This is a genomic window from Streptomyces sp. HSW2009 (assembly GCF_040240285.1).
In the GTDB taxonomy this organism is placed as follows: Bacteria; Actinomycetota; Actinomycetes; order Streptomycetales; family Streptomycetaceae; genus Streptomyces.
The window spans coordinates 1-4,747 of record NZ_JBEHZD010000565.1 but is presented as its reverse complement, the minus strand read 5'-3'; the positions used below and the strand labels follow the sequence as shown (position 1 = coordinate 4,747).

Annotated in this window: 4 protein-coding genes; 2 read left to right on the top strand and 2 right to left on the bottom strand. The window is 72.9% G+C overall.

Features of this window, described 5'->3' with window-relative positions:
* Positions 1–151 precede the first annotated feature (151 nt).
* Positions 152–550 (bottom strand): VOC family protein, encoded by a 399-nt coding sequence (locus tag AAHZ94_RS28635; protein WP_349996494.1) that lies wholly within the window; start codon positions 548–550, stop codon positions 152–154.
* A 63-nt stretch (positions 551–613) separates the two neighbouring features.
* Positions 614–841: a hypothetical protein gene (locus AAHZ94_RS28630; protein ID WP_349996492.1), complete on the bottom strand. Its 228-nt coding sequence runs from the start codon at positions 839–841 to the stop codon at positions 614–616.
* 903 nt (positions 842–1,744) lie between these two features.
* Here AAHZ94_RS28630 and AAHZ94_RS28625 point away from each other — a divergent pair.
* On the top strand, positions 1,745–3,148 hold the full coding sequence (locus tag AAHZ94_RS28625; protein WP_349996490.1) for an NAD(P)/FAD-dependent oxidoreductase: 1,404 nt from the start codon (positions 1,745–1,747) through the stop codon (positions 3,146–3,148).
* A gap of 497 nt (positions 3,149–3,645) precedes the next feature.
* Positions 3,646–4,747, top strand: a 1,102-nt coding sequence (locus tag AAHZ94_RS28620) for a class I SAM-dependent methyltransferase (RefSeq protein ID WP_349996489.1), incomplete at its 3' end; no start/stop codon positions are given.

Sequence of the window (4,747 nt, the reverse complement as noted above, 5' to 3'; positions counted from 1 at the left end):
TTTTATCCCCCCCCCCCCCCCCCCGGGCCCCCCCCGGCGCCCGGGGCGGGGGGGGGCCCGCGGGGCCCCCCCGGGCCCCCCCCCCCCGCCGGCCCCCCCCCCCGGCCCCCCCCCCGGCCCGCCCGGGGGGGGCCGCCCGGCGGCGTGCGGATCAGGCGCCCTCGGGCGCCACCTGTGCCACCCACTCCACGAACTGGATGACCACCCCGTTGGGGTCCGTGACCTGGAACAGGCGCTCGCCCCAGGGCTCTTCGCGCAGCGGCATGGTGATGTCGACGCCTGCGGCGCGGAGCCGCTGCTCCTGTTCCGCCAGGCCGGCCGTGAGCGTGAAGGCCAGGATCAGGCCGCTCGCGTGCTGGTCGCGCTGGTCGGGCGGGAGGACCTCGGTGCCGCGGGCGAGCAGGACGACGTCCACCGCGTCGGGGCGAGTCAGGGACGCGAAGCCGTCGGCCTCGGCCTGGACGGCGTAGCCCAGGTGGGTCGTGAGGAACGCCCGCGAGGCGGCGACGTCGGCGACGGTGAGCGAGAGGGTGGACGCACTGAACTGCAAGGGATCTCCCTGGTGGGGTGGGTTGTGGACGGGGCCGGTGGTGGCCGGCTGCCGGGCGCGGGGTCAGTAGCTGCGGCGGCGCGGGGTGTTGCGGATGACGCGCGGCGCCTGACGGGCGGGTGCACTCCGGTCGGTGCCGAGGCGGCGGACGTCGCGGCCGGCACGCGGGGCCGGGGCCGGCACCCGCTCGCCGCGGTCGTGCTCGGCCGCGGCGACGCTGCGGGCGTACGCGGTGGGGGCGTACGCGGCGGAGGTGGGGAGGGGGATCGCGGTAGGGGCAGCTTCGAACACGGGCAACTCCTCGTTCTTTCCGAGGCCGCAAACTTGCGACGGACGTAAACTTAGCCCGGCCGGCGTGGGGGTGTCAATATAAAAATGCCATGAGGGTAAAAATGCTTCGCGGGCATCGATCGGCCGTGACCTCGCGGCCCTCATCGCCCTCGTGGCCCCAGAGGCTCCAGTGCCCTCACGGCCTTGCCCCGCTTTCCTCGCGCTTCCCTCTCACTCTCGCCCCCCTCTCTCTCCTTCTCTCTCCTTCGCCTCTGTTCGCGCGTCCGTGCCCCGCCTCGGCCCCGCCCGCCGTGGGGCTACGGCAGGACGCGGGGAAGGGGGACGCCTCCTGGCTGCCCCGCCCCGCCCGCCGCGCGGCTGCGGCAGAGTCGCGAGGGGCCCGGCCGCCCCACCTCCGCTCCGCCCCCCGCGGCAAGCGCAAGCGCCCACGCGAACACCCCGTGGCGGGGGAGTGGCCCCGGGGCGGCTGGAACGTTTGCCTCCGGGCTCCGGCAGGGCTCCGCCGGGTGGGCCAAAACGGGCTTATGGGCCCCTTCGGGGACCCCTCGTGCGGTGATCGCCGAGAAAGTTCGTGAAATCCTTCACATGAAAAAAGTCCCGGTGGCCGCCCTGGAGGCGCCGCCGCGGCCGGTTCCCGGCGTCGGGATGGCCGCGAGTCGGACCGCGTCCTGTTTCAGCCGAGTTAAACGTGAGATACGGAGCGCCAGCTGAAGCCTCTGGTTTACTCGCCCGTACGGCCACAGGCCCAGATCAACGGGGGTGCGTAACGCTCCGCGCCACCCTCCGGTTCCCTCGGGCGACTATGGGATGGATCACGAGGGCCGCGCAGTGTAGCAGAGCCCCTCACCATTCTTGTGAAGGGGCTCACGAGCGACCCCCCTGGGGGTGCTGGATACTCGAATCATGAGCACCACGGAGCGTCCCCGAATCCTCGTTGTAGGCGGTGGGTACGTAGGTCTGTACGCGGCACGCCGCATCCTGAAGAAGATGCGGTACGGCGAAGCGACCGTCACGGTCGTCGACCCGCGTTCGTACATGACGTACCAACCCTTCCTTCCTGAAGCTGCTGCGGGCAGCATCTCCCCGCGCCACGTCGTGGTTCCGCTGCGACGCGTGCTCCCCAAGGCGGAGGTCCTCACGGGCCGCGTCACGACCATCGACCAGGACCGCAAGGTCGCCACCGTCGCGCCGCTGGTCGGCGAGGCGTACGAGCTGCCCTTCGACTACCTGGTCATCGCACTGGGCGCGGTCTCCCGTACCTTCCCGATCCCCGGCCTGGCCGAGAACGGCATCGGCATGAAGGGCGTGGAGGAGGCCATCGGCCTGCGGAACCACGTGCTTGAGCAGCTCGACAAGGCTGACTCGACCACCGACGAGGAGATCCGCCGCAAGGCGCTCACCTTCGTCTTCATCGGTGGCGGCTTCGCGGGTGCGGAGACCGTCGGCGAGGTCGAGGACATGGCCCGGGACGCCTCCAAGTACTACCCGAACGTCAAGCGCGAGGACATGCGCTTCGTGCTGGTCGACGTCGCCGACAAGATCCTTCCCGAGGTCGGCCCGAAGCTGGGCGCCTGGGGCAAGGAGCACCTGGAAGGCCGGGGCGTCGAGGTCTACCTCAAGACCGGCATGGACTCCTGCGTCGACGGCCACGTCGTGCTCAACAACGGGCTTGAGGTGGACGCCAACACCATCGTGTGGACCGCGGGCGTCAAGCCCAACCCCGCGCTGGCCCGCTTCGACCTGCCGCTCGGCCCGCGTGGCCACGTGGACACCGCCGCCACCCTCCAGGTGCAGGGCAGTGACTACATCTGGGCCGCCGGCGACAACGCGCAGATCCCCGACCTCGTGGGGCGCGCCGCCGGCAACGAGAACGCCTGGTGCCCGCCGAACGCGCAGCACGCGCTGCGGCAGGCCAAGGTCCTCGGCGACAACGTCATCTCGGGCATGCGGGGCTTCCCGCAGCGCGAGTACAAGCACGCCAACAAGGGTGCGGTGGCGGGCCTCGGCCTCCACAAGGGCGTCGCGATGATCGTCGTCGGCAAGATGAAGCTCAAGCTCAAGGGCCGACTCGCCTGGTACATGCACCGTGGCTACCACGGCATGGCCATGCCGACCTTCAACCGTAAGATCCGCGTCTTCGCCGACTGGACCCTCGGGATGTTCCTCAAGCGTGAGGTCGTCTCGCTGGGTGCCATCGAGAACCCGCGCGAGGAGTTCTACGAGGCCGCGTCCCCGACCTCCGCCCGTGCGGCGGCGCCGGCGGCGAAGGACAAGGACGAAGCCAAGGCCGCCAAGGCCAAGGCGTAGTCACCCGGCCGCCGGAGCCCGCCCGCTCGGGCCCCGGCCGGCCGTCCCCGAGCGGACCCACCCAGTCCGCTTCCAGCACACACCGAAGGCGTCCACCAATCCGTGGGGTGGGCGCCTTTGGCGTGCGTGCGTAGGGGTATGCGCGTACGTGCGTGGTGGAGTGGTGGCCGGGCCCGGGCGTGCGGCTGGAGTGCGCGGCTGGAGTGCCTGGTCGGCGCGTGCGGCGCAGGGCGGGGGCGGTCCCGCCCCGGCGCGCCGCTGACCCCGCCCGCAGCTCGGGGCGATTTACGCTGGTACGGCCCGATTGGTCGGGCGGTGGTCCCGTGCGTGGCGTCGGGTGGCCGGTGGCGCGGCGGACGGCGGTGCGGCCGGTGATTTTGCCGATTCCACAACTGCGCACGGGACTGCCGCAGGGGCGGCGGGTGTTTTACGTGGCGGGTGAACCTTCTTGGGGTGCACCCTCGCGAATTCACCGCGTCTCCCTGGAGGTGTGCGACATGGCCGACGCCGCTGGACGGCTCTCCGCGCTCGCTGAGGAGGTCCTCGGGGCCTCGTTCCCGCTCCGCATCCGGGCCTGGGACGGCAGCGAAGCAGGCCCCCCGCCCGGCCCGGCAGCCAACGACCCGACGACCCCCGCCCCCGAACTCCCCACCCTCGTGGTGCGCAACCGCAGGGCCGTCCGCCGGCTGCTGTGGAAGCCGAGCGAACTCGGCCTGGCCCGCGGCTGGGTCGCCGGCGACCTCGATATCGACGGCGACCTGTACACCGCGCTCGACCTGCTCACCGGCGCCCTGTGGGAACGCGGCGAAGGCGAGGTCGCCGAAGGTCGACTGACCACCGCCCTGCGCGCCGCCCGCAACCCGCGGCTGCGCGCCGCGGCCCGCGAACTGATCGCCATCGGCGGCCCCTGGCCGCCCCCGCCGCCGCCCGCCGAAGAGGTCAGGACGTACCGCGGCCCGCTGCACACCCTGCACCGCGACCGGGCCGCCATCAGCCACCACTACGACGTCGGCAACGACTTCTACGAACGTGTCCTCGGCCCCTCGATGGTCTACTCCTGCGGCTACTGGCCGGCCGCCGAAGGCACCCTGGAGGACGCCCAGTTCGCCAAGCTCGACCTCGTCTGCCGCAAGCTCGGCCTCGAACCCGACCAGCGGCTGCTGGACGTGGGCTGCGGCTGGGGCTCGCTGGTGCTGCACGCCGCGCGCGAGTACGGCGTACGGGCCGTCGGCATCACGATCTCCCAGGAGCAGGCCGAGTACGCCCGCAAGCGGGTCGCCGACGAGGGCCTGACCGACCGCGTCGAGATCCGGGTGCAGGACTACCGCCGGGTCAGCGACGGCCCGTACGACGCGATCTCCTCCATCGGCATGGCCGAGCACGTGGGCGCCGTGCGGTACGCGGAGTACGCGGCGCTGCTGCACGGGCTGCTGCGGCCCGGGGGGGGGGGGGGGCCCCCCCCCCACACCCCCCCCCCCCCCCCCCCCCCCCCCCCCCCCCCCCCGGCCCCGCCGGGGGGGGGGCCCGCGGGGGCCCCCCGGGGGGTCGGGGGGGGCGGCCCCCAACGCCCAGATCGCGGCCATCACCACCAGCACCCAC